Origin of the sequence: Proteus sp. PR00208, from assembly GCF_016238545.1 — a bacterium.
Lineage (GTDB): Bacteria > Pseudomonadota > Gammaproteobacteria > Enterobacterales > Enterobacteriaceae > Proteus.
Genome location: NZ_JAEHQE010000001.1, coordinates 293,761 through 315,581 on the forward strand (window position 1 = coordinate 293,761; position 21,821 = coordinate 315,581).

General features: G+C 42.3%; 27 protein-coding genes. 25 read left to right on the top strand and 2 right to left on the bottom strand.

The genetic code is table 11. From position 1 onward, the window contains the following. Nucleotides 1-129 precede the first annotated feature (129 nt). From JEP36_RS01315 to JEP36_RS01335, 5 genes are all read left to right on the top strand, one after another. Nucleotides 130-552 carry a hypothetical protein gene (locus tag JEP36_RS01315; protein WP_198629783.1) on the top strand — a complete coding sequence of 141 codons (423 nt, stop codon included), beginning with the start codon at nucleotides 130-132 and terminating at the stop codon, nucleotides 550-552. Nucleotides 553-617: 65 nt separating this feature from the next. Continuing rightward, nucleotides 618-887 carry a bacteriophage protein gene (locus tag JEP36_RS01320; protein ID WP_046334538.1) on the top strand — a complete coding sequence of 90 codons (270 nt, stop codon included), beginning with the start codon at nucleotides 618-620 and terminating at the stop codon, nucleotides 885-887. After that, a complete protein-coding gene (locus JEP36_RS01325; RefSeq protein ID WP_103004805.1) occupies nucleotides 887-1,357 on the top strand; it encodes a lysozyme in 471 nt (156 codons plus the stop codon). The genes JEP36_RS01320 and JEP36_RS01325 overlap by 1 nt, the downstream gene beginning before the upstream one ends. Then, nucleotides 1,339-1,497 carry a hypothetical protein gene (locus tag JEP36_RS01330; RefSeq protein ID WP_173807699.1) on the top strand — a complete coding sequence of 53 codons (159 nt, stop codon included), beginning with the start codon at nucleotides 1,339-1,341 and terminating at the stop codon, nucleotides 1,495-1,497. The genes JEP36_RS01325 and JEP36_RS01330 overlap by 19 nt, the downstream gene beginning before the upstream one ends. 2 nt (nucleotides 1,498-1,499) lie before the next feature. Continuing rightward, on the top strand, nucleotides 1,500-1,961 hold the full coding sequence (locus JEP36_RS01335; protein WP_103004804.1) for a lysis protein: 462 nt from the start codon (nucleotides 1,500-1,502) through the stop codon (nucleotides 1,959-1,961). A gap of 271 nt (nucleotides 1,962-2,232) precedes the next feature. On the opposite strand, the gene JEP36_RS17900 is transcribed toward JEP36_RS01335, so the two are convergent. Next, nucleotides 2,233-2,436: a KTSC domain-containing protein gene (locus tag JEP36_RS17900; protein WP_088495941.1), complete on the bottom strand. Its 204-nt coding sequence runs from the start codon at nucleotides 2,434-2,436 to the stop codon at nucleotides 2,233-2,235. Between the two features lie 826 nt (nucleotides 2,437-3,262). Between JEP36_RS17900 and JEP36_RS01345 the strand changes: the two genes are divergently transcribed. The 15 genes from JEP36_RS01345 to JEP36_RS01415 all read left to right on the top strand — a co-directional run bounded on the left by JEP36_RS01345 (nucleotide 3,263) and on the right by JEP36_RS01415 (nucleotide 12,904). Then, nucleotides 3,263-3,775, top strand: a complete 513-nt coding sequence (locus JEP36_RS01345) for a KilA-N domain-containing protein (protein WP_036937622.1) — start codon at nucleotides 3,263-3,265, stop codon at nucleotides 3,773-3,775. 81 nt (nucleotides 3,776-3,856) lie between these two features. Next, nucleotides 3,857-4,264 carry a hypothetical protein gene (locus tag JEP36_RS01350; RefSeq protein WP_036976739.1) on the top strand — a complete coding sequence of 136 codons (408 nt, stop codon included), beginning with the start codon at nucleotides 3,857-3,859 and terminating at the stop codon, nucleotides 4,262-4,264. After that, nucleotides 4,261-4,599, top strand: a complete 339-nt coding sequence (locus tag JEP36_RS01355; protein ID WP_036937620.1) for an HNH endonuclease — start codon at nucleotides 4,261-4,263, stop codon at nucleotides 4,597-4,599. Before JEP36_RS01350 ends, JEP36_RS01355 begins: the two co-directional genes overlap by 4 nt. 117 nt (nucleotides 4,600-4,716) lie before the next feature. Continuing rightward, nucleotides 4,717-5,184, top strand: coding sequence for a phage terminase small subunit P27 family (locus JEP36_RS01360; protein WP_198629784.1), 468 nt, complete (start codon nucleotides 4,717-4,719; stop codon nucleotides 5,182-5,184). After that, nucleotides 5,138-6,871 (top strand): terminase large subunit, encoded by a 1,734-nt coding sequence (locus JEP36_RS01365; RefSeq protein ID WP_198629785.1) that lies wholly within the window; start codon nucleotides 5,138-5,140, stop codon nucleotides 6,869-6,871. Before JEP36_RS01360 ends, JEP36_RS01365 begins: the two co-directional genes overlap by 47 nt. Then, nucleotides 6,871-8,139: a phage portal protein gene (locus tag JEP36_RS01370; protein WP_198629786.1), complete on the top strand. Its 1,269-nt coding sequence runs from the start codon at nucleotides 6,871-6,873 to the stop codon at nucleotides 8,137-8,139. The genes JEP36_RS01365 and JEP36_RS01370 overlap by 1 nt, the downstream gene beginning before the upstream one ends. Before the next feature lie 17 nt (nucleotides 8,140-8,156). Further along, on the top strand, nucleotides 8,157-8,825 hold the full coding sequence (locus JEP36_RS01375; RefSeq protein WP_036976745.1) for an HK97 family phage prohead protease: 669 nt from the start codon (nucleotides 8,157-8,159) through the stop codon (nucleotides 8,823-8,825). Between the two features lie 3 nt (nucleotides 8,826-8,828). Continuing rightward, nucleotides 8,829-9,995 (top strand): phage major capsid protein, encoded by a 1,167-nt coding sequence (locus tag JEP36_RS01380; RefSeq protein WP_198629787.1) that lies wholly within the window; start codon nucleotides 8,829-8,831, stop codon nucleotides 9,993-9,995. Nucleotides 9,996-10,033: 38 nt separating this feature from the next. After that, nucleotides 10,034-10,333, top strand: a complete 300-nt coding sequence (locus tag JEP36_RS01385; RefSeq protein ID WP_162282504.1) for a head-tail connector protein — start codon at nucleotides 10,034-10,036, stop codon at nucleotides 10,331-10,333. Then, a complete protein-coding gene (locus JEP36_RS01390) occupies nucleotides 10,333-10,662 on the top strand; it encodes a phage head closure protein (RefSeq protein ID WP_075672647.1) in 330 nt (109 codons plus the stop codon). The genes JEP36_RS01385 and JEP36_RS01390 overlap by 1 nt, the downstream gene beginning before the upstream one ends. Next, nucleotides 10,652-11,125 (top strand): HK97-gp10 family putative phage morphogenesis protein, encoded by a 474-nt coding sequence (locus JEP36_RS01395; RefSeq protein WP_198629788.1) that lies wholly within the window; start codon nucleotides 10,652-10,654, stop codon nucleotides 11,123-11,125. The genes JEP36_RS01390 and JEP36_RS01395 overlap by 11 nt, the downstream gene beginning before the upstream one ends. Nucleotides 11,126-11,130: 5 nt before the next feature. Then, nucleotides 11,131-11,472 carry a tail completion protein gp17 gene (gene gp17, locus JEP36_RS01400; protein ID WP_088495936.1) on the top strand — a complete coding sequence of 114 codons (342 nt, stop codon included), beginning with the start codon at nucleotides 11,131-11,133 and terminating at the stop codon, nucleotides 11,470-11,472. Nucleotides 11,473-11,481: 9 nt separating this feature from the next. Next, nucleotides 11,482-12,147, top strand: coding sequence for a hypothetical protein (locus JEP36_RS01405; protein ID WP_099074612.1), 666 nt, complete (start codon nucleotides 11,482-11,484; stop codon nucleotides 12,145-12,147). Nucleotides 12,148-12,212: 65 nt separating this feature from the next. Then, nucleotides 12,213-12,629, top strand: a complete 417-nt coding sequence (locus JEP36_RS01410) for a hypothetical protein (protein WP_198629789.1) — start codon at nucleotides 12,213-12,215, stop codon at nucleotides 12,627-12,629. Nucleotides 12,630-12,673: 44 nt separating this feature from the next. Beyond that, complete coding sequence (locus JEP36_RS01415; protein WP_231133514.1) at nucleotides 12,674-12,904, top strand: phage tail assembly protein T; 231 nt, start codon at nucleotides 12,674-12,676, stop codon at nucleotides 12,902-12,904. A 24-nt stretch (nucleotides 12,905-12,928) separates the two neighbouring features. On the opposite strand, the gene JEP36_RS01420 is transcribed toward JEP36_RS01415, so the two are convergent. Further along, nucleotides 12,929-13,120, bottom strand: a complete 192-nt coding sequence (locus JEP36_RS01420; RefSeq protein WP_198629790.1) for a YqaE/Pmp3 family membrane protein — start codon at nucleotides 13,118-13,120, stop codon at nucleotides 12,929-12,931. Nucleotides 13,121-13,246: 126 nt separating this feature from the next. On the opposite strand from JEP36_RS01420, the gene JEP36_RS01425 reads away from it, so the two are divergent. Genes JEP36_RS01425 through JEP36_RS01445 form a run of 5 tightly spaced genes read left to right on the top strand, consistent with a single transcriptional unit; the run spans nucleotide 13,247 to nucleotide 21,818 of the window. Further along, nucleotides 13,247-16,522, top strand: coding sequence for a phage tail tape measure protein (locus JEP36_RS01425; RefSeq protein ID WP_198629791.1), 3,276 nt, complete (start codon nucleotides 13,247-13,249; stop codon nucleotides 16,520-16,522). Beyond that, the gene (locus tag JEP36_RS01430; RefSeq protein ID WP_198629792.1) at nucleotides 16,523-17,119 is read left to right on the top strand and encodes a hypothetical protein; all 597 of its coding nucleotides are present in this window, start codon (nucleotides 16,523-16,525) and stop codon (nucleotides 17,117-17,119) included. After that, nucleotides 17,119-17,700 carry a hypothetical protein gene (locus JEP36_RS01435; protein WP_198629793.1) on the top strand — a complete coding sequence of 194 codons (582 nt, stop codon included), beginning with the start codon at nucleotides 17,119-17,121 and terminating at the stop codon, nucleotides 17,698-17,700. Before JEP36_RS01430 ends, JEP36_RS01435 begins: the two co-directional genes overlap by 1 nt. A gap of 57 nt (nucleotides 17,701-17,757) precedes the next feature. Then, complete coding sequence (locus JEP36_RS01440) at nucleotides 17,758-18,156, top strand: DUF6950 family protein (protein WP_196731351.1); 399 nt, start codon at nucleotides 17,758-17,760, stop codon at nucleotides 18,154-18,156. Next, nucleotides 18,156-21,818 carry a phage tail tip protein J-related protein gene (locus JEP36_RS01445; RefSeq protein ID WP_198629794.1) on the top strand — a complete coding sequence of 1,221 codons (3,663 nt, stop codon included), beginning with the start codon at nucleotides 18,156-18,158 and terminating at the stop codon, nucleotides 21,816-21,818. The genes JEP36_RS01440 and JEP36_RS01445 overlap by 1 nt, the downstream gene beginning before the upstream one ends. Nucleotides 21,819-21,821 lie beyond the last annotated feature (3 nt).

The window sequence follows — 21,821 nt, forward strand, 5'->3', positions numbered from 1 at the left end:
ACCCTAAATTAAATAAGGTTACTTTGTAGCCTTTCCATCTACGCCGACCACAGAATCAATACCCACTTATACCGTTCACACAAGAGCTGTGAGTCGGCACCTTATTAACTAAATAAATCGGTAAATGTTATGTCAAAAGAGATAAACGAATTACAGTTTAGTCTTCACTATGCATCAGAAACAGACAGTGAAAAGAATACTTCAGCCATTTTAACGGCGAATATCCATACGGCTGATGGCGAAACTCAACAACTCACACAACTAATTTGCACGACATCTCCCGCAGGTAAAAAGCAATATCGAATCGGCACACAAAAGATTAATGATGCAGGCGACCCATTGCTGGTGGCAATTGAATCCTATTGGCGAAAAAACACGCAAGAGAGTTGTGTTTATTTGTTAGAGAAAGCGAAGCAATTTATTCAAGGGTACTTACAACAAACGAATACATGGATATCTATGTATGGTCTTGTGATTGTTTCTAATGCTTCACTGGAAGAGCAGTTGCCTGAAGGTTTATTAAAAGCACTTAAAGTATCAATACCCGCCTAATTTTTATCGTTTCACTTTTAACTCTCTCACACTAATCATTAACGGACACTCCTCTGGGGGTGACTATGCGTATGGAAAAATTAACCAATGTAACTTATGGAACAGCAGGCCTAACGGCCTTTTTTGCCAGTCTCTCATTATATGAATGGGGATTTGTTATCGGTATGGCGTTTAGCATGGTTCTTGGTTTAGCTACTTACTTTATGACTCGTCGAGAGCAACGAAAACGCACTCAATTATTTGAAGAGCTTGTTCGTCATGTTGACCCACAAAACCCGACCGAAACATTAAAAAGGCTTGCTGAATTAATGGTGAAAGCGCCAAAGGATATTTAATGTCTCTCAAACAGAAAATAGCCGCGCTAACAACTGCGGGAGCAACAGCAATTGCGCTAGTAGTGATAGCCCATTTTGAAGGTGTACGTTATGAACCTTATCGTGATGTGGCGGGTGTTCTAACAGTTTGTTATGGGCATACAGGCAAAGACATTATTCAAGGTAAGAGATACACACAACAAGAATGCGATTTGTTATTACAAAACGATTTTATTAAGACACAACAGCAAGTCGATACATTAATCAAAGTGCCACTCGATGACTACACCAAAGCCGCTTTATATTCCTTTGCTTTTAATGTGGGTACAACCGCATTTGCTCGCTCAACATTACTTAAGAAATTAAATGCGGGTGATAGAGCGGGTGCCTGTGAAGAAATAAAACGTTGGGTATACGCAGGTGGAAAGGTTTGGCGAGGGCTTGTCAGTCGTCGAGAGGCGGAGTCAGCACTATGTCATGGAAACCTTTAATCGTCATTATCGGCTTTATTCTTGCATTACTCATTACAGTCGCTGGTGGCATTTATCTCTTGATTGATAACTCATGTACTAAAGACCAAGTGAGTTTAGAAAAACGCTGTCAGATTGCACTCTCACATCATCGGTACTAATCATGAAATACGGGAAACTCTATGCCGTCATTGCGATGGTAGGCATTATTGTGGGTAGTTATTGGGTGATTAATTGGCAAGCTAATAGAATTAATGCACTGACAGATACCAACAAAAAACTGACAGTGGCTCTCGAAGAACAGAAGTCTATTAACACTGATTATCAAGCACGCATAATGCGGTTAAACCAACTGGATATTCAATATACGCAGGAGCTAGCGAATGCTAAGAATGAAATTAGTCGCTTGCGTGATATTAGTGAGCATCATCCTGAGCGGGTGTACATCAAAGCCGAGTGCCCAAAAAGCAAAACCACTCCCGCCACCAGCTTGGCTTATGCAACCACCGCCCGACCTACTGACACCGCTATCCGAAATTATTGGTTACTCAGAGAACGAATAGCTGAGACTGAACAGATGATTAAAGGGTTGCAGGATTACATTAGAGCGGAGTGTGTGAACTAAAAAAAAGCCCTACGTAGAGTACGAGGGCAAAATTGAAATTTGTCGAAAAAATATCAATCTTAATAAAGATAGCACTTATAAGTGAATATACCTATAGTGCGGCAAAAATATTATTTTAATAAGTGGTTGCAATACACTTAATATTAATTTGCTAAATAATTTCAATAATTTAGGTGGGTGATTCTTATTTGTGTATTTGTTTTCTTTAAAAAAAGATACTTTTTGTGATAAAAATAAGAATAATAATATTTAATGGTAACTATAAGGTTATTTAACTATAAGGGTATTTATATTCAATCATGGCATAAAAAAATTTTTCTTTAGAATTTGATGCCATTAAACCTTGGTAAATACTGAATGGTACCTCCTTATATCGATATTGTTCTCCATATTTACAGTCGATATCCAGCGTTTTAGTTTGATAATCGTAAGCAACAGAAATAATTTCAGATGATGCAATGTAAATTTTGTCCATTAGACTAATCACTATTAATAAAAATAAAATGGGATAAAATAAAAGAGTAAATAAATTTTTACTTTAGTAACTTTTAATATTAGTAAAAATATTCAACTTATTTTTATATAAAGAAGAAATATGAGTTAAATTTATTATTTGTGTGAAGCTTCTCACATTAGAGATGAAAAATAAGTTCCAGCATCACGCATGGACAAAATTAAATAAAGAACTTCTCAAGAGGAATATAGTGATATTAATTCAGTATCGCTTTGTTAAGCAAATAAGCGAATTGAATACTTTCAATTGTTTTTTTAATTAACTATTGAATACAAATAAAATAACCCTGCGAGTTTGAGTTTACCGTGGGGCTAAATTTAAGCGAAAAATAAATACCTATAAATCATACCGCTACTCTTATTTCAATGCCAATAGAAATAGAAAGCGTCGCGTTGTCGCCGTCTCCTATGTTAGCCATGACCTATTTTATTTCTCGATAGAGAGCGCATAGTGAGAGTCAAAAACAACGAATACCACCGTTTTGTTATTTTTCGGTCATTATCAGCAACGTCAGCTGTAGGTAGAAGAAGGGGCGTGACGATGGAGAGACATCAATATATTTAATTCTACAAACGTCATTTATTTAGTGACGTATATGGATAGCCATCAGTTAACCGCTGGTGGCTTTTTTTATACGCATTTCATCGCTCATTCACAGAGCAATTCAAAAACGTCGAATCCAATCACTTTGATATGAGCCTTCGAGAAAGTCAGTTATAGCTGGCGAGCTTCGACGGGCTGATTTTCTATGTGAACGAGGGTTCATTTCAAATGAAGGTAATACGTTATGCAATATCCAAGAGTAAGTATTAATGGTGTGTCTGTCCGTGTTGATAGTGAAGGTAGATATAATTTAAATGATCTTCATGCGGCCGCTGTTGCGGATGGTAAAGCAACGGAATCACAAAGGCCTGGTGCATTTTTGAAAAGTCGTCAAGTAAGGCGATTTGTTCACGCTTTAAGCGATGCAACAAAAAGTGCATCGGTTAAAGTGATTAAAGGTGGACTCAACCAGGGAACTTGGGCTTTAGAGTTAGTCGTTATTAGATATGCAGCTTGGTTAAAGCCAGAATTTGAAATCCTTGTCTACAACACGTTTAAAGAGGCTACGAGGAAGGGATTAGATGTCATGTCTAAGTTGAACAAGCTAGATCATGTCATTAATACCGAAACTAAAAATATAAGTAACTGTGCAAGAACGATGGCTAACTGGGGAGTTGGTGGTAGAAAGCAGTTACTACTAACAGCGAGGGAACGAATTCTTAAAGAAGCTCAAATCTATATTCCTGGTATTGAATAGCGTTCCTTAAAATTGAGGATATTGATTTAATTAATATCTAACGATGAATAGGCCCTAATGGCTTTTTTATTGGAGTTTATTATGTCAAACAAACAGATTAATTATGAGGCAATAGGTCATTGTGTTTACTTGCAAAAAGAAATATCGCAGCTAATTGAAGAGAGAAGCAACCTATATAAAGAATTCATAGCGATTTGTCATTCAGGGCAATTTCCTTATACAGATCCAAGAAACACAAAAATCATCGATTTAAATAGTATTGATAAGCCAGCTAAATTGCTAAAAAAAATACATAAAATAAATCAAACTATCATCACACTAGCAACCACTCATAATCAATGGGCGGATAAGGCTGATTATGAACATTATGTTATTAGTAGCGATAATTCTTTAGGTTTTAGTACGTCTAGTGACGTTATATTCAAAGGAATTATTACCTGCAATAAGCAATCATCAATAGAAGCTGATGTTGTCAGAAACAAAACATGAAAAAACGCAATGTCTATGGTGGTCGCTGGGCAAAGGTACGATTAGCGTTTCTTAATGAACATCCGCTCTGTGTCATGTGCCAAGAGCAAGGGCGCATTACTGCGGCCACAGTAGTTGACCACATTATTCCGCATCGTCTTAAAGAAGCGCTTGAATCAGGTGATAAAGAACGTATCGCAAAAGCCCAAGCTTTATTCTGGGATAAAAATAACTTTCAAAGCTTATGCGAACTGCATCATAACTCGACCAAACAACGTATCGAAAAGAGTGGCAAAGTCATTGGCTGTAATGCGGATGGTATTCCACTCGATCCCAATTCTCATTGGCATCAATAACACAATGAATACAGGGTGGGGGCGGGGTAAAAGTTCAGACACTTTCGCCCTGATTACCTAGCGCCCTCATTTGTGTGCACAACCGCGAAATGAAAAGTTTTTTTCTGGGAGGTTCCGATGGCAGGAAGACGCCCGAAACCGACCCACTTGAAGGTGGTCACCGGTAATCCGGGAAAACGAAAACTCAACGATAAAGAACCCCAACCTAAACGTGAAATTCCAAGCCCACCCGAACATTTAACGGATTGGGGGAAAATGGCGTGGGCAAAATTAACCTTACTATTCGATGGAATGGGCGTTTTAACCGTGGCTGACACGCTGGCATTAGAACGACTGTGTGATATCTACGCTGATATTCTTCAATTGCGAGACACCATTGCTATTGAAGGTCGGACATACACCACAAAAACGCAATTAGGGGATTTTTTAATTAAAGCGAATCCTGCCGTAGCCATGTTGGCTGATGCAGATCGCCGTTTTAAAAGTTATTTAGTCGAGTTTGGTTTAACCCCCGCCGCTCGTTCGAAGGTGAAGATGGATGGTGGAGAAGAAGAGGAAGATCCGCTCAACCAATATTTCGGTTGATCCCGCAACGCAATACGCGCAAGACGTGCATCAAGGCAAAATCTTAGCGGGGCCTGATATTCGTCATGCATGTGCGCGCCATCTCAAAGATTTAAATGAAGCCGAGCAACGAGGATTAGTCTGGGATGTTGAGGCTGTCAAAAGGGTGATCGACTTTTTTGCGAAAGTCTTAAAGCTCAATGGCGGGGAGCATGAAGGAAAACCGTTTATTTTATTGCCTTGGCAATGCTTTGTGATTGGCTCCATTTTTGGCTGGAAAATGACAGACGGCACACGCCGATTTCGCATGGTGTACGTTGAATCGGGCAAAGGTTCAGGAAAATCCCCGATGGCAGGTGGCGTTGGGTTGTATTGTTTAGTCGCCGACAGTGAACCGCGTGCCGAAGTGTATGCGGCAGCCACGAAAAAAGACCAAGCCATGGTTTTGTTTCGTGATGCGGTGGCAATGGTTGATCAATCTCCCGCATTAAGTCAGCGGATCACCAAATCAGGCGGAACAGGCAAAGAGTGGAACTTGGCTTATTTGAAAACGAGTTCATTCTTTCGCCCGATTAGCTCAGATGATGGGCAATCAGGGCCTCGTCCCCATTGTGCGTTGATTGATGAAATTCATGAGCATAAAAATAATACCGCCGTTGAGATGATGCGAGCAGGCACAAAAGGTCGGCGACAAGCCTTGATATTTATGATCACCAATAGTGGCCATGATAAAACCAGCGTGTGTTATGACTATCATGAATACGGACGAAAAGTCGCCGAAGGCACTATCGAAGACGACAGTTTCTTTTCCTATATTTGCTCACTGGATGAGGGCGATGATCCCTTTAAGGATGAGTCTTGCTGGGGGAAAGCCAATCCGTCATTGGGCTACACCTTTTCTGATCGCTATTTACGCGAACAAGTGACACAAGCCCGAGGTATGCCCGCAAAAGAAAGTATTGTCAGACGGCTTAATTTTTGTCAGTGGGTGGATGCCGATAATCCATGGATTAACAGTGAAACATGGATGCAGTGTGAAAACACGTTCACCTTCGATGATCTTCAAGGTGAAGAGTGTTATGGCGGACTGGACTTATCGGGAACCAAAGATTTAACCGCATTAGCCTTGTATTTTCCTACTCTCAAACGTCTTTATGTCGAATTTTGGACACCCAAAGACACCTTATTGGATAGAGCGAAAACCGACCGAGTGCCTTACGACTTATGGGTAAGGCAAGGTTTTATGCATACCACGCCAGGGAATGCGGTGAGATATGAATTTGTGGCAGAACGTATCGCCGAGATGGCAATGCGCGTCAACATGAGAGCCATTGCCTTTGACCCTTATCGCATTAAATACCTTGTACCCAAACTTGATGAGGTGGGGGTGACGGTTCCCTTAATCCAACATGGCCAAGGGTTTTACAAAGCCAAAGACTCAGGGCTATGGATGCCGCACTCTATCGAACTGTTTGAACAACTCATTGATGACAAGAAGATTGAGATCCACGCTAATCCTTGTTTGAGATGGAATGCCGCATCCGCTGTGCTTGAGGCTGACCAAAAAGATAACCGTGTCTTTGCTAAGAAAAAAAGCACCGGTCGAATTGATGGTGTGGTGGCATCAGCAATGGCGATTGGTGCTGCGGAAGGTGAGGTTGATGATGGCAACCTTGAAGATTTTTTCTCTAACCCATTGAGTATGTGATGACAGATAAACAATATTCAATCGATTTGCGCACTAATCATGGTTGGTTTGCGCGTCTGGCTTCCTTCTTTGTTGGGGGAAGACTCGTGACACCTGAACAAGGTTCACAATCAGGCGTTATCTCAGCGCAAGGCTCGCTTGGTGATTCTTCTGTAAATGATGAGCGAATACTCCAAATATCAACGGTTTGGCGTTGTGTTAGCTTAATTTCGACGTTAACGGCTTGTTTGCCACTGGATGTGTTCGAAACGGATAAACGGGGAAATAGAACCAAAGTTGATTTAAGTAACCCATTGGCTCGATTACTGCGATATTCGCCCAATCAATATATGACGGCTCAAGAATTCCGAGAGGCAATGACTATGCAGCTTTGCTTTTATGGTAATGCTTTCGCGTTGATTGAGCGAAATAAAGTCGGTGATGTGATCAGCTTGCTTCCTCTGTTGTCTGCCAATATGGATGTACGCATGGAGGGGAAGAATATTATCTATAAATATCAGCGTGATCATGAATTTGCCAAATTTAAACAACACGAAATTTTTCATTTAAAAGGGTTTGGTTTTAATGGGTTAGTTGGATTGTCGCCTATTGCTTATGCGTGTAAGACAGCAAGCACGGCCGTTGCGATGGAAGATCAACAACGTGAGTTTTATGCCAATGGGGCTAAGTCACCTAAAATTCTAACAACAGGCGATAAGGTACTGAATAAAGAGCAACGTAGCCAACTTGAAGAGAATTTCAAAGAAATTGCGGGTGGCCCCGTTAAAAAACGATTGTGGATCTTAGAAGGGGGATTTCAAGCTCAAGATATTGGTGTTAGTCCTCAAGATGCAGAAACAATGTCTTCCCGCAAATTTCAAGTCAGTGAATTAGCCCGTTTCTTTGGTGTTCCACCGCACTTAGTCGGTGATGTTGAAAAATCAACAAGTTGGGGAACAGGTATTGAGCAACAAAACTTAGGTTTTCTTCAATATACCTTACAACCCTATATCTCCCGATGGGAAAATTGCATTGCGCGTTGGCTTCTAAAACCACCCGAAGTGGGGAAATACCATGCTGAACATAACCTTGATGGGTTATTGCGTGGCGATTCCACTTCACGCGCCGCGTTTATGAAAGCGATGGGAGAATCGGGGCTAAGAACCATTAATGAAATGCGACGGCTCGATAATTATCCTCCTCTTGAAGGTGGAGATGTCGCTTACCGGCAAGCACAATATTTACCGATTAACCAACTCAATAAAGAGCCTCACGAAAGTGGGGCTTAATTATTTATGGGGGTTCAATGCCTGATATTAGAAAAACACTGAATTTTGATGAAGCGGAAATCAAATTTACGGGTGATGGCACACAAGGCGTTTTCGAAGGTTATGCCTCCGTATTTAGTCATCAAGATTCCGATGGTGACATTATTTTACCCGGTGCATTTAAGCATGTTTTAGATAAGCAAAAACAAAAAGTCGCTATGTTTTATAACCATCGAGTCTGGGAGCTTCCTGTGGGGAAATGGGAGTACATGGAGGAAGATCAAAAAGGATTACGTGTGAGAGGACAACTGACACCCGGTCATAGTGCGGCTCAAGATCTAAAAGCGGCAATGAAACATGGCACGGTTGATGGGCTTTCTATCGGATTCGGTTGTCTGCGTAATGACTTTGAGCGAACACCTTCAGGCCGTATTTTTAAAAACATCTCCCTGTTACGTGAAATTAGTATTTGTACATTTCCCGCTAATGACCAAGCACAGGTTTCATCACTCAAGAGTATCGATGGGTTATTAACGATCAGAGATATTGAGGATTGGCTGAGAGAGTCAGCCGGTTTATCAAAATCAGAAGCAGTCGGTTTTATTTCCCGCTTCAAATCCGCTATTCGGAGTGAGTCCGATGACACTCAACAATTCCTAGTCGCATCCATTGTTAACCAAATTAATGCATTTAATCTGAAAGGATAGAATATGTCTGACTTAGCTATTATCCAAGAAGCCATCGAAGGATCACAAAAAAAGGTGCAAGAGCTCTTCGATGCACAGAAGAAAGAAATTGAAGCTACTGGCGCAGTTTTAAAGCAATTACAAACAGATTTAGCCTTAGTCCAAGAGGAATTAAAAAAAGCCGGTGAACGTCTGTTTGATTTAGAGCAGAAAGGGGCAACGAGTGCTGATGATCCTAATGCGAAAAAAGATTTTTCTGAGCGAGCAGCAGAAGCGCTGACAAAATCATGGAATGGGAGTCAGGCTTCTTATGAAGTGAAAACCTTTAATAAATCATTAGGCAGTGATGCGAGTTCAGCCGGTGTTCTCATTCAGCCGATGCAAGTACCGGGTATTATTATGCCGGGGATGCGTCGTTTAGTTATCCGCGATTTATTAGCACAAGGTCGTATTTCCAGTAACTCACTGGAATATGTACGCGAAAAATTGTTTACCAATAGCGCGGCACCCGTGAAAGAAAAGGCTCAAAAACCAGAATCTAATCTGACTTTTGAAAAACAAACGGCAAATGTGATCACTATTGCTCATTGGATCCAAGCGTCTCGCCAAGTGATGGATGATGCTGCGCAGTTACAGTCTTACGTTAATAACCGCTTATTGTATGGCTTAGCATTAGTGGAAGAGGAGCAATTACTCAATGGTGACGGTACTGCGGATAATTTGACGGGGATTAATCATGTTGCCACTGCCTATGATACCACGTTGAGTGCTACGGGTGACACACATGCTGACCTGATTGCTCATGCCATTTATCAGGTAACAGAATCTGAATTTAGCGCCTCTGGTATTATTTTAAATCCTCGTGATTGGCATGCCATTGCGTTAATGAAAGATAAAGAAGGGCGTTATATTTTTGGTGGTCCACAAGCGTTTACTTCAAATGTAATGTGGGGATTACCTGTTGTTCCAACAAAAGCACAAAAACAAGGTGAGTTTACTGTTGGTGCATTTGATTTGGCGTCTCAAGTATGGGATCGAATGAATGCAGTTATCGAAGTGAGTCGAGAAGATCGTGATAATTTCGTGAAGAATATGCTGACCATTTTGTGTGAAGAACGTTTAGCCTTAGCCCATTATCGCCCTCAAGCCTTAATCAAAGGGACTTTCCCAACGTCTGGAAGAAGTGCTTAAGTAATAGGTCGGGGTAGGTAACTATCCCGTATTACATCATGAATATCTTAGATGTCATTCCTCTTTCTTTATTAAAACAGCATCTCGAATACAGCGGTGATGATCGTGATGAGCAGATTATATTTTATGCACAAAGCGCATTAAATTATTGTTTGAGATGGTGTGATGAACCGGCATGGAAATCACCTGATGATATCCCTTATGAAGTGAAATCGGCAATGCTCTTAGTGCTGGGGGATATGTTTGAACATCGAACCAGCCAAAGTGAAATTCCGTTATATGAAAATAAAGCAGCAGAACGATTGTTACTGCTTTGTCGAAATTGGCGAGGTAGTTAATGGATCCGGGACGATTACGCCACACTATTCATATTCAAAAATCAGTATTAGCGCCCGATGCCATCAGTGGCAGTGATGTGATTTGGACGGATCATGCGACAAAAGTACGTGCAGCGATCATGCCTTATCAAGGGCGAGAATATTTTCAAGCTCAGCAAGTACAAAGTGAGGCCACAACGCGAATTCTTATTCGTTATATCGCTGATATTGATACTTCGATGCGTATTGTATGGGGTAAGCGAATATTTAATATTATTTCGATTATTGACCCTTATGAGCGTCATCGTGAGCTTCAATTAATGTGTAAAGAGGGCGTGAATGATGGGTGAGATTAAAATCAGTGGATTGTCTGAACTCGCTCAACGAATGCAAAACATTGCCCGTAAAACCAGAAATCAAAGTGCGCGTAAGGCGATGAATGCAGGCGCTTCGGCGTTAAAGCAGGAAATCAAACATCGAGTGCCTATTCTTAAGGAAACGGTGCCTCATCGACGCAAAGGCACTATCAAGCGCAATATTCGTTCTAAAACGAAAGTACAACGCAATGGGCAAGTCAAAACGCGCATTTGGGTGAAATCATTATCGGGTAAAAAGGTGTCTGCCTTTAAACAGGCAACGGGGAAAAGTGCAACATTGAACCCGAATGATCCATTTTATTGGTGGTTTGTCGAGTTTGGTACCGCCAAGATGCCCGCACAACCGTTTATGCGTCCCAGCTTTGAAGCGAAAAAGGAAGCAACGGCTAAAGTGATTGTTCAAACACTCAAAGAGGATATTGAAAAAGTAAGGTAGAGATCATGATACAGCAATTAAAAGAGACCCTTTCACCGCTTGTCGATGGAAGGGTTTTTTTTCAGGTATTACCCGAAGGCAAAGGGCATTATCCCGCCATTGTGATCCAGTTTGCCAGCATCACGCCTAACAGTGCGCTGGAGGATACGGATTTAGACAACTATCGTGTGCAACTTGATGTGTATGCGCCCCAGCCACAACCCCTTATAGTCTTGCGTAAAAAGATTGAAACTCAGATTGTTGCGACAATCCCATTTGCACAACGGGTGAATGCGGTCTTTGGGTATGAAGCGGATGTCAAATTGCATCGGCTTGTTCTTGAATTAATGATTTCATCAGATAAATAAGGAATGGATATGGCAAAGTCAAAAAACCATAAAGCGACGCCTTTCCTCGGCACGAAGATCTTTGTGCAAACAGGCTTAGGGGAGGCGATGACGGTGACGGAAGCGACGTTATCACCCGCAACCATTACCATCGCCAATAATAAACTGAAAGCGGATGACATGATTATGTTATCGGGACTCGGGGAGTTAGATGGGCGTTTCCCCATTGCACAGGTTGATGGCAATAAAGTGACCTTGTGCGACGAAGTGGATTGGAGTGATAAAACGTTACCCACAGATTTTGCAAACGCCAAAGCACAACGCATTCAATGGTCTAATAATTTCTGTGCGGTAAAAAGTTTCAGCAAAGACGGCTCGACAACCGAACAAATTGATGTCACCACTATTTGCAGTGATGGCAAAGAATATGAATCCGGTGATACGGAATACGGCTCAATTAAATTGACCTTCTTCTTACGTTATAGCTCCAGTGATGTGCAGCGACTCTTGCGTAAATATGAAAACAGCAAAGAAAAATTTGCGGTGAAAATGGTCTTAACGCGAGATGAAGGCTCCATGTTTTATTACGGCTCTGTCGAGACAGGCATGAATATTGATGGCAGTGTAGGGCAAATGATGGATTCGGGGATCTCGATTAAATTGTCTGGCCGTGATTATTTGAATGTGAAGAAATAATCCTTAACTCATCCACCTCATTATTTCTCTTCTCCCTTCTCGATAAAAAAATCTTAGGAGTGATTATGTCTAACGCGTTATTGCGTGAATTAGTGTTAAACCAAGCACTGAAAGTGACGTCTTTTACCTATTTAGACAACACCTTTTATGTCAAAGAGCTGGATGTTGGCACCATGAATTACATTCAGCGCAAACTTCGCCAAATTAAAATCAAGCTCGCTGAGGCGCAGGACATTTATTTAGACGAAGACGATCCCGAACAATTTAATGAGGCGATAAATCGTGTCTACGATGAATATGATGTTGCCAGAATGCTGGCCTTTAAGTTGTGTGATGAAAAAGGGGAACTGCTTTTTGATGCTGAAAATGAAGAAGACTTAAAAGGTCTTAATCGTTTAGGGCAAGGGTTCTCTAATGCGGTGTTTACAGCAGAAGCGGGGAATAGCGAAAAAAACTTGGAGAACGGCGACAATTCCAACTGATATTGTCGTTGGCACTGGGAAAAACGCTCGCGGAAATCGAGCAAATGCCTGAAAGCCACTTGTGTGAATATGAGGCTTTTTATCGCAAACAACCCTTTGGTTTATGGCGAGAGGATTATCGGATGGCACAAGTGGCGCATCTTCTCGCGATGATAAATCGTGATCCGAAAATGTCTCCGCCTGAATTGATGGATTTTATGCCGATGTGGAAGAAGAAAATCACGGAAGAAGAGGTGTGGGATAATGTCACTGAGAGTGTATTAGCTAATCGATAGCCCCACATCCGTGGGGCTTAATCGTTAACTACCGCGAGACATTTTCTCAATTTTTTTATCCGTATTGTATTGAGAAAGGGCATAAACCGACCAGATAGCCGCAGGGATCCATCCAATTAAGGTGATTTGTAGGATAAGGCAGAAGATGCCAGCAAATGGGCGACCAATCGTGAAAAATTGTAACCAAGGTAGTAATAACGCCAGAATAAGTCTCATAAAACCCCCTCTATTATTCGAAATTTCAGTTTATCAATAATTAAATCAATAGCAAATAACAAGGAATATTGCATTTATTCAGGGTGAAAGTTTGCTTTTGTAGTGTTCATACCAAGGATTGAATTTATGGCGGGAGCATTAGGTAGATTAAATATTGATTTGACGCTGAATACGGCAAATTTCACAAATGCGATCAACCGTAGCCAGCGCCAAACAGAACAATTTGGGCAAAGTATTCGCGTCAGTCTTCAAGCTATCACCGTACAACAAGAGCGAATGGTATCGCAAACCGCAAAATCCTCGGCGCTTTTTGCCCGTTTTGCGAGTATCACCGCAAGTGCATTATCCATTCATCAAGTCATTAATTATGCCGATAGTTGGACGGAATTACAGAACCGCTTAAAACTGGTGACGGAAAGCTCCGTTGAGTTAAATAAAGCCACACAAGCCGTCTATGATATTGCCCAAAAAACCTATCAATCATTGGATGCCACAGCACAGGTTTATCAACGTTTTGCAGATAATGCCGATCGCTTAGGCTTAAGTCAGCAAAAAGTGGCTGAACTCACGGAAACCGTCTCAAAAGCCGTGGCGATTTCGGGGGCGAGTGCAACCGCAGCCCAAGCGGCATTAACCCAATTTGGTCAAGCATTAGCCTCGGGTCAGTTACGTGGCGAAGAGCTAAATTCAGTGATGGAGCAAACCCCTGCGTTAGCGAAAGCCATCGCTGACGGAATGGGTGTTAGTGTGGGCGAATTAAGGAAGAAAGCCCAAGATGGTGAAATGACGATTGAGAAAGTCATTCAAGCTTTAGAGCGTGCTGCCGACAGTGTGGATAAAAAATTCGCCACCAGTGTGACAACGGTTAGCCAAGGTTTCACTAATCTTCAATCGGCGATGACCAAATTTATTGGTGAAGCGAATCAAGGTACAGGTGCGACTCAGCTTTTTACCACAGGGATGAGCACTCTTGCCGATAATCTATCGTTAGTCGCTAAAGTAGTCGAAGGGATCGCCGTCACGGCATTGGTAGCAAAACTCTCTCAATGGACGAAAGCCACTTATCTGAAAAATCAGACAACGTTGAATGAAGCCAAAGCCACATTACAGAGTGCAGAGGCAAACAGTGTGGCAGCAACCAGTGCCGTGAGGAAGTCATGGGCGGATAAAGAAGCCGCCACATCGGCGCTCAATAGAGCCAAAATGGAATATCAAGTTGCTAGAGGCACTAACGCGGAAAAAATCGCACTCGATAACCTTATCGCCACAAAATCACTCGCAAGAACAGCCTCGCTAAATTATACACAGGCATTAACCGCCGAAAATGTTGCTCAACGTGCATTAACGACCGCTCGGCGTCAATCAACGGTGGCGGGGCGAGCACTTAACAGTGTTATGGGATTAGCGGGTGGCCCTATTGGATTAGTGTTGACGGGTGTTGCGGCATTGGGCATGGGATTGTATGAATACAGCGAAAATGTCAAACAAGCCAAGTTAGAATCGATTGAATTTGCCAATTCCCTTGATACATCAACAGAAGCGTTAAACAAAATGAGCAATGCCACGCTAGTGGCGAATTTAAGTAAAGTTTCATCGGGCATTAACGCGCAATTGGAGAAAGTCGAGGAGCTTAAACAACAAGTCATTTCCTTACAAGGTCTATCAAAATACAGCGTTGAGAGTGAAAAGGCGTTTGCTGAACAAGGTGTGGGGGATTTATACCTTAAACGAGTGGCTGAAAAGCAAAAAGAGCTTGATGCTGCGATGGGGATATATGCAGAGCAAGTTAATAACTTAGAGCGTCAGCGAGCCAATATGCAAAATATGTTGGCGACACTCAAAGAAAAAGTGGGCGATCAAGCTCCTGAATATAAACGCTATGCCACTGAGTTACAAAATGTTGATGCCGTTATCAATTCACTTAAGGCGAGTTTAAAGAGTTTAGGCATTGAATATGAATCACTTATTGATATCACGCTTCAGGCGACAAATAGCCAAGTGAATGCCGCCACGGCGATTGCTAAACAGATTGATGAATCGATTGAAAAATCGCAACGTTCAGTGGCAAAAGCGCAAGCCACAGGGAAGGCATTAGCGAAATTAAATGCAGAAGATGTATTGGCTTCACGCAAAATTACGCCAGATATGCAAGGCTACGATAAGGCCTTACAAGCTGAAATTGAGGCACAACTGGCACTGCAAGCCAAACGGACGTATAAGCCTAGCCATAAATCAACCATTGATTACGCTAAACAGTACACCAAAATCTTGACGGAATTAGAGGAAAAACAAGCCTCACTGATTGCGGATGGACAAAGTATTCAGCTGTATGGCACTACCTCTTCCTTTAATGAATACACATCCGCATTAGCCGATATCAAACAGAATAAAGACAAGTTTGATGCCATCTTAAAAATCGATCCCAAAGCGATTGAGACGATAAAAGAAAAAGCGAAAGCCATTGATGATCTAGCGCGTGCCAACTCGGTTGCGCAATTTGCTTATGATCGCGGTAAAGAAATTGAGCAGATGCAATTTGAAACCACCTTGATAGGAAAATCGCGCGCAGAGCAAGAAAAGCTTAATGCCCTTCGTCAGATTGATGTGCTGTATCAGCAAGCCAGTGTGGATTTAGGCGAAAAAGAGTTGGCGAACTTGCAACGTAATGTCGAACTCACTAAACAGCAGATTGAGGAAGAGCTTAGGAAACGAGAGGCCATGAAAGGTGATCCGATGGTGGGATTAAAACAAGGCTTATCGGATTTCAGTGAGTCGGCTATGGATGTGATGGAGAACGTCAGAAACGTCACCACCAATGCCCTTAATAATATGTCTGATGCATTAGCCGATTTTGCTTTAACGGGCAAAGGAAGCTTTAAAGATTTTGCCAATGCGGTGATTTCCGATATCACTCGAATGGTGATGAAAATGCTGATTTTCAAAGCCATTGAAGCGGGTGGGCAGGCAATGGGCTTTGATATGGGATGGATGAGCAAAGGGCATGCTTACGGTGGTTATACGGGGCATGGCGGGAAATTTGAGCCTAAAGGGATTGTACATGGTGGTGAGTTTGTTTTTACCAAAGAAGCGACGGCTAAATTGGGTGTCGGCAATCTCTATCGCTTAATGCATGCGGCGCAAGGTTATGCTTCGGGGGGCTTTGTGGGGGCGGTCGCAGGACGAATACCCGTTACACCGCAACCGACGTTAGCCCGTGCAGGTGGTGTGCAAATGACGGTCGTTAATCATATTACAGTGACAGGAAATGGTGACGCTGTACTTGCACAGGCAATGAAGGAAGCCGCACAACAAGGGACAGAAGCAGGCGCACAGAAAGCCCACGCGATGATGTTACAAGACTTTCAAAGTAATGGCGCAGCACGCAGAACATTAGGAGTTTAAATGTCTATTCTTGAATGGCCAAAAGAAGTGATCCCCACACAGGAAAACTGGCAATTATTGAGTAACAGCAAAACCTTTACCTCGCCATTTAATGGAAGTAGTCAAACGGTACGCTTTCCGGGAAGTCGTTGGCGTTGTGAGCTGACATTCAATAATTTAAATGAAGAGAAATCGCGCCAGTTAGAAGCGCTGGTGGCTTCATTGGATGGGATGTCGGGACGAGTCAAAATAGCCAGTTGGATAAGAAAAGGGCGTTATGGATATGGTTCGCCTCGTATTGCAATACCGAGCCAATTAGGTCATCGGCTAGAAACAAAGGACTGGAAGCGCAATATGCGCGTGTTACAGCAAGGGGATCGCTTAACTGTGGGCAATGAACTCAAAATGGTGGTGACGGATGTGGTCAGTGATAATCAAGGACGTGCAAATATTCCTATTTCACCGATGTTAAGAACGTCACCTACCGTCAATGAAATGCTCGAAGTTGAGCGTCCTTTTGGGATTTTTCGTCTCGTTGATAATGAACAGGGTAAATTTCAGCATCGTCGCTTGGGGTATACCCATATCACGTTATCTTTTGAGGAGGTGTTGTACTAATGCAATATCATCCATTTTCTGATGAAATGGTCAACGCGATTAATGAGGGGGCTTATATCGTTTTAGCTGCCAGACTCGATTTGAAATCAGGCGTGACCTGTGCGCATACCGGTGTTGGGCAACTGATTATTGCGGGAGAAACCTATTTAGGTGTAGGAAGTTTAGGCGAAATCAGTCAGCTAAAAGAAAATAAGACAACCAGTCCTCCACAATTACAGCTTAAATTAGCCGGTTTTGATAAATCGCTGGTGGGAATGGTGATGAATGAGCAAAGTCGAGGACGCGAAGTCCGGTTGATGATGGTCGCCATCGGTGAAGAGGGAAAACCGCTTCTGGCTGAAGTCTTATTTGTCGGACAAATCACATCGATTAATATAGTGTCTGGCGAAGAAAATGCCGTATGTGTTAATGTTTCTAATCGATTCGAACGATGGTCAATCGGGTTACCTGATAGATTCACCGATGAATCGTGGTCATCTCGAAGACAAGGTGATCGTATCTTTCGTTATGTTGCTCAAATGGCTGAACGGGCGATTTATTGGGGCAGCAAGAAAGATGCACCTGCATTTATTTATAAATAATCTTATTTTTCTTGTTAAACCCACTTTTGTGGGTTTTTTGTTATTTAAGGTCAGTACATGAAACAACCTAACTGGACACTTAAATTACCTGAAACCATAAGGGCGGCGATGAGTCGCCCTTTTTCATGGGGTGAATTTGATTGTTGTATTTTTGCCTCTGAATGTATTTACGCACAATGCGGTTTCTCGCCAATAAAGCCTTATCTCAATCATTATAAAACCAAAGCCGAAGCCTTCAACCTGATCAAATCTAAATTTGGCTCCTTAGAGAAAGCCGTATCACGCTATTTCAAATCCATTGAGATTGAGCGCGTTCAGCGTGGCGACCTCGTATTGTTTAAAGGTGAGGACGGTGACAGTTTAGCGGTGGTCTGGGCGGGGCATTATTGGGGCGTAACCCCACAAGGCGTGAAGCCAGTGCAGATTAACCCAATCAAAGCGTGGAGAGTGGAATAATGGGTGGGAGTGGTGGATTAATTTCAAAAGTCGTGGGTGCTGGCTTAATGATTGCGGGGCTATTTACTGGAGGCGTTACCTCGGCGATGGGGATGGCACTGATGGCAGCAGGCGTCGCGGTTCAAGTCGCGGGTTCGCTTATCTTTAAGCCTAAACTGCCTTCCATGAATTATCGAGATACCGGTGAACGCAAACAGATGTTACGTTCATCGTCTGCCCCTGAAACCGTGATCGTCGGAAAAACGGTAATATCGGGTTTGCTTTTCTTTGCAGAGGAAGAAAATGGCGAACAAGATGAAAATGAAAAAATCACACTGGCATTGGCGCTTGCTGGGCACCCCATAGAGAAAATCGGGAAGATTTGGTTAGGAGATGATCTCATTGAGACGTTTGGTGATAAAGCCTCATGGGAATTACATAACGACAGGGAAGATGTCGATCCCTTTATGCTTAAAAATTGCCCGTCATGGAAAGAGGATATGATTGGTCGAGGTCTGGCGTGGTTACGTGTGACACTAACGTTTGACCAAGAAAAATTCCCTTATGGATTACCCAATGTGAAATGTGAAGTTTGGGGAAAACATCTGTTTGATCCTCGCACAGGGCAAACTGTGTGGAGTAACAATGGTGCCTTAGTGATTTTGGATTATTACCGCCATTATTTAAAAGTACCTGATACAGATATTGATTTTGACAGCTTTAAACAGGCAGCCGATTTATGTGATGAAAAAGTGAGTCTGCCAGAAGGCGGATTTGAGTCGCGATATACCCTTAATGGCGCCTATGATTTAAATGAGAGTCCATCCAGTGTCTTGGAAGCGATGCACAAATGTATTAACGCTGAACCGACATTCACCGCAGGAAAACACGGTATTCAAATCGGTGCTTATTATGGACCTGCAATAAAAACCATCACTGAATCACAATTGATTGGCACCGTCACCTGTACCCCTGAAACAGGCTTAAAAGATGCCACCAATGCGGTGTATGGCACGTTTATTGATGCCGAACAGTTGTACACAAAAACGGATTTCACGCCTGTGATTGTGGACGAATGGGTGAAAGAGGATGGCTTAGAAATTCGGGAGAACATCGACTATCGTTTTGTCACCAGCCCTTACCAAGCCCAACGATTAGCCCGCCAATATCTCCGTAAAAAGAAAGCCGGAAGACGGGTTCAATTGACCATGAACTTAGACGGCTATGCTTATCGTCCTGGGGAAGTTGTGCTTTTAGAATTACCGGCTTTGGGGATTAGTGGGCTGGAATTTCGTATTGCCGAATGGTCATTTCATGCATTAGACGGTGTGGCTTTAACGTTGGAAGAAGATGGTGCTTATTTATATGAAGATGTGATTGGCAAGCCTTTTGAGCGTCCGCCGTTTGTGAGTTTGCCCACTGGTGGTGTTGCTTCACCTATTAATCTTACCTTTGTTCCACTTGCCGTCAGTGACATCGTACAAGGTACACTTTCTTGGCAGAATGTGGCGTCTGATGTGCGTTATAATACGGCTAATATCCTTCAAAATGGTAAAGTGATTCAATCTATTCAGGTGCCGGCTGAGCGTGTTGATATTAACGGATTAGCGCGAGGAACTTATCGTGTTGAAGTCAGAGCAACAAATGTGGCTGGTGCGATGTCTGCTCCCGCTATCAGTGATTTTGCCATTCAAGCACCACCGCCTCCTGAGCATATTGATGTTACCTCTGGCTTATTTAATCTGACCATTGCACCGAAACAAGGCGATAGCGCTGTCTTTGGTTATACCTTTGAATTTTGGTTTAGTGAGGAAAAGCTCGCTGATCTTTCTGAAAATGAAGTGATCACCAAAACAAACAAAGTTGGCCAAGGGAATTTCTGGACGCAAGAGAATTTAAAAGCAGGACATACGTATTATTTTTATGTTCGAACAATCAACAGCTATGGCAAATCACCTTTTGTGGAAGCTTCAGGTACTTGCTCTTCTCAAACCGATTTAATTCTTGAGGAATTAGTGGGGCAAATTAGCCGAGATCAACTCGCGCAAGACCTATTGGGCGAGATAAACAGCAAAGCTGACCAATCAGCCGTTGTTGAGTTAAACACGCAAGTGAAAGCAAACCATGATGCGATTTTAGCGGAGCAAGTTGCACGAGGAGCGGTAATTAACCAAGAACAACAAGCACGAGCTGAGGCAGATAAAGCGGAGGCACAACAGCGCCAATTCTTAGCTACACAACTTCGTGGTGATTATACCGGCAATGATTTATCGAAAGTCACCGCAGGACTTATCTCCGCCGAGAAGCAAGCGCGTGTTACAGGTGACCAAGCGGAAGCCAAAGCCAGACAATCATTGGAAACACGGATGAATGGGAATGTTTCCGCGATTAATAAATCACTAGAAACCCTCACCTCGAAACAGCAAGCGCAAACGCAAGAGATTTCAACGCTCAATTCAAATTTGAAAGGGAAAGCCGATAGCAGTGTGGTTAATGCATTAAATACGCGAGTATCTAATATCGATGGCAAAGTGACATCCACAACCTCTCAGGTACAAACGTTATCCAGTAAATTAGATAAAGTGAAAGCCGATTTAACGGAGTCTGTGGTGGTGGATTTAGATTTATCTAAACTCAATGAAAATACCTATTATCCGGTTATTTTGCCTTTAGTGACCTCTCGTCGTTACGCTTTTAAGGTTTTTAGAACCTTAGGGCAATATTCAGACAATAAACCCAGCTATGCAACTCACAGCACCAAAGGCTTTGCCATGATTGTGGAATGGCTAGTCAGTGGTTCTGGATGGGGAACACAGTCTGAAAACCGTATCATTGATAATTTTGATTGGAAATGGACAAATCAATCTCCTGTGATGGGACCTGCTCAATTAACGAATGGCTCTGTGGAATATATCTATTTGCGAGGAGGGGCAAAATATCAGCTTACTAAGCATAAAAGTGTTAACCATCAAATTATCACCAGCACTTACACCAATAACAAACAATCGGTGGCACCAAAAGGGTTTGTGGCGAATGAAGTACCTAAGTCCAGCGAACAGAAAGCCAATGCAACGGCGAATGCGGTAAATCAACTTGAAACCAAAGTGACTGAGGTTTCAGGTAAAGTGACCTCTACCGCTCAGCAAGTCACTCGTTTAGAAAGCCAAGTGGGTACAAGTTTAGCCAAAATCGAACAAACTTCGAAAGTGGTCACAGACATAAATGGCAAAATTTCAGCATCATGGACAATGAAAGTCCAACAAGATAGCAAAGGGAATAAAGTCATTACTGGCATTGGCTTAGGATTCAATGCACAAGGAAATAGTCAATTTCTGGTTAATGCCCAAAATTTTGCGGTGATATCGTCATTAAACGGTAAAGTGGTGACGCCTTTTGTGATCCAAAATGGACAAGCTTTTTTCAATGATGCGTTATTTAGCAAGGCAACTATTGATAAATTATCGGTAGGTAAAAAAATCACATCCACTAATTATTCAGCTGGCAAGAAAGGATTTAATATTGATGCCACAACAGGGAATGTGGAATTAAATGATGCGGTATTTCGTGGACGGTTAGATATAAACTCAGGAGGAACAAAAGGGCGGTTAGTGATCACGAATAATACTATTTATGTTTACGATGAAAACAATCAGTTAGCGGCAAAAATAGGTTATTTAGGGTAGCGT

What these genes read in the sequence shown, in the direction of transcription:
- JEP36_RS01315 (WP_198629783.1), top strand. Translation starts at nt 130, where the DNA reads ATGTCAAAAGAGATAAACGAATTACAGTTTAGTCTTCACTATGCATCA.
- JEP36_RS01320 (WP_046334538.1), top strand. Translation starts at nt 618, where the DNA reads ATGCGTATGGAAAAATTAACCAATGTAACTTATGGAACAGCAGGCCTA.
- JEP36_RS01325 (WP_103004805.1), top strand. Translation starts at nt 887, where the DNA reads ATGTCTCTCAAACAGAAAATAGCCGCGCTAACAACTGCGGGAGCAACA.
- JEP36_RS01330 (WP_173807699.1), top strand. Translation starts at nt 1,339, where the DNA reads ATGTCATGGAAACCTTTAATCGTCATTATCGGCTTTATTCTTGCATTA.
- JEP36_RS01335 (WP_103004804.1), top strand. Translation starts at nt 1,500, where the DNA reads ATGAAATACGGGAAACTCTATGCCGTCATTGCGATGGTAGGCATTATT.
- JEP36_RS17900 (WP_088495941.1), bottom strand. Translation starts at nt 2,436, where the DNA reads ATGGACAAAATTTACATTGCATCATCTGAAATTATTTCTGTTGCTTAC.
- JEP36_RS01345 (WP_036937622.1), top strand. Translation starts at nt 3,263, where the DNA reads ATGCAATATCCAAGAGTAAGTATTAATGGTGTGTCTGTCCGTGTTGAT.
- JEP36_RS01350 (WP_036976739.1), top strand. Translation starts at nt 3,857, where the DNA reads ATGTCAAACAAACAGATTAATTATGAGGCAATAGGTCATTGTGTTTAC.
- JEP36_RS01355 (WP_036937620.1), top strand. Translation starts at nt 4,261, where the DNA reads ATGAAAAAACGCAATGTCTATGGTGGTCGCTGGGCAAAGGTACGATTA.
- JEP36_RS01360 (WP_198629784.1), top strand. Translation starts at nt 4,717, where the DNA reads ATGGCAGGAAGACGCCCGAAACCGACCCACTTGAAGGTGGTCACCGGT.
- JEP36_RS01365 (WP_198629785.1), top strand. Translation starts at nt 5,138, where the DNA reads ATGGTGGAGAAGAAGAGGAAGATCCGCTCAACCAATATTTCGGTTGAT.
- JEP36_RS01370 (WP_198629786.1), top strand. Translation starts at nt 6,871, where the DNA reads ATGACAGATAAACAATATTCAATCGATTTGCGCACTAATCATGGTTGG.
- JEP36_RS01375 (WP_036976745.1), top strand. Translation starts at nt 8,157, where the DNA reads ATGCCTGATATTAGAAAAACACTGAATTTTGATGAAGCGGAAATCAAA.
- JEP36_RS01380 (WP_198629787.1), top strand. Translation starts at nt 8,829, where the DNA reads ATGTCTGACTTAGCTATTATCCAAGAAGCCATCGAAGGATCACAAAAA.
- JEP36_RS01385 (WP_162282504.1), top strand. Translation starts at nt 10,034, where the DNA reads ATGAATATCTTAGATGTCATTCCTCTTTCTTTATTAAAACAGCATCTC.
- JEP36_RS01390 (WP_075672647.1), top strand. Translation starts at nt 10,333, where the DNA reads ATGGATCCGGGACGATTACGCCACACTATTCATATTCAAAAATCAGTA.
- JEP36_RS01395 (WP_198629788.1), top strand. Translation starts at nt 10,652, where the DNA reads ATGATGGGTGAGATTAAAATCAGTGGATTGTCTGAACTCGCTCAACGA.
- gp17 (WP_088495936.1), top strand. Translation starts at nt 11,131, where the DNA reads ATGATACAGCAATTAAAAGAGACCCTTTCACCGCTTGTCGATGGAAGG.
- JEP36_RS01405 (WP_099074612.1), top strand. Translation starts at nt 11,482, where the DNA reads ATGGCAAAGTCAAAAAACCATAAAGCGACGCCTTTCCTCGGCACGAAG.
- JEP36_RS01410 (WP_198629789.1), top strand. Translation starts at nt 12,213, where the DNA reads ATGTCTAACGCGTTATTGCGTGAATTAGTGTTAAACCAAGCACTGAAA.
- JEP36_RS01415 (WP_231133514.1), top strand. Translation starts at nt 12,674, where the DNA reads ATGCCTGAAAGCCACTTGTGTGAATATGAGGCTTTTTATCGCAAACAA.
- JEP36_RS01420 (WP_198629790.1), bottom strand. Translation starts at nt 13,120, where the DNA reads ATGAGACTTATTCTGGCGTTATTACTACCTTGGTTACAATTTTTCACG.
- JEP36_RS01425 (WP_198629791.1), top strand. Translation starts at nt 13,247, where the DNA reads ATGGCGGGAGCATTAGGTAGATTAAATATTGATTTGACGCTGAATACG.
- JEP36_RS01430 (WP_198629792.1), top strand. Translation starts at nt 16,523, where the DNA reads ATGTCTATTCTTGAATGGCCAAAAGAAGTGATCCCCACACAGGAAAAC.
- JEP36_RS01435 (WP_198629793.1), top strand. Translation starts at nt 17,119, where the DNA reads ATGCAATATCATCCATTTTCTGATGAAATGGTCAACGCGATTAATGAG.
- JEP36_RS01440 (WP_196731351.1), top strand. Translation starts at nt 17,758, where the DNA reads ATGAAACAACCTAACTGGACACTTAAATTACCTGAAACCATAAGGGCG.
- JEP36_RS01445 (WP_198629794.1), top strand. Translation starts at nt 18,156, where the DNA reads ATGGGTGGGAGTGGTGGATTAATTTCAAAAGTCGTGGGTGCTGGCTTA.